Origin of the sequence: Kitasatospora sp. NPDC057015 (assembly GCF_042673745.1) — a bacterium.
In the GTDB taxonomy this organism is placed as follows: Bacteria; Actinomycetota; Actinomycetes; order Streptomycetales; family Streptomycetaceae; genus Kitasatospora.
Genome location: NZ_JBHUSG010000133.1, coordinates 1,143 through 2,055 on the forward strand (window position 1 = coordinate 1,143; position 913 = coordinate 2,055).

General features: G+C 62.8%; 1 protein-coding gene. It reads right to left on the minus strand.

The genetic code is table 11. The features are described from left to right. A partial coding sequence (tuf, locus tag ACFTWP_RS41570) for an elongation factor Tu (protein ID WP_380270377.1) occupies positions 1–913 on the minus strand: 913 nt, incomplete at both ends.

Below are 913 nucleotides of genomic sequence, written 5' to 3' on the forward strand. Positions count from 1 at the left end.
CTTCAGGCCCTCCTCCATGGCGACGGGCTGGATCAGCTCGACGCGCATCTCGGTGTTGTCGCCCGGCATGACCATCTCGGTGCCCTCGGGGAGGTTCACCACACCGGTCACGTCCGTCGTACGGAAGTAGAACTGCGGACGGTAGTTGTTGAAGAACGGCGTGTGACGGCCGCCTTCGTCCTTGCTCAGCACGTACACTTCAGCCGTGAAGTGCGTGTGCGGCGTGATCGAACCCGGCTTCGCCAGAACCTGGCCACGCTCCACGTCTTCACGCTTCGTGCCGCGCAGCAGGATACCAACGTTGTCGCCCGCTTGACCTTGGTCCAGCAGCTTGCGGAACATTTCAACGCCCGTGCAGGTCGTCTTCACCGTCGGCTTGATACCGACGATTTCGATTTCTTCGCCGACCTTCACGATGCCGCGCTCAACGCGACCCGTCACGACCGTACCACGGCCCGAGATCGAGAACACGTCTTCAACCGGCATCAGGAACGCGCCGTCAACTGCACGCTCCGGCGTCGGGATGTACGTGTCCAGCGCGTCGGCCAGGCTCATGATCGCCACTTCGCCCAGCTCGCCCGTGTCGCCTTCCAGCGCCAGCTTCGCCGAACCCTTCACGATCGGCGTGTCGTCGCCCGGGAAGTCGTACTTCGACAGGAGTTCGCGAACTTCCATCTCGACCAGCTCGAGCAGTTCAGCGTCGTCCACCATGTCGCACTTGTTCAGGAACACGATGATGTACGGAACGCCAACCTGACGTGCCAGCAGGATGTGCTCGCGCGTTTGCGGCATCGGGCCGTCTGCTGCCGAGCAAACCAGGATCGCGCCGTCCATCTGCGCTGCGCCCGTGATCATGTTCTTCACATAGTCAGCGTGGCCCGGGCAGTCGACGTGTGCGTAGTGGCGGTTAGCG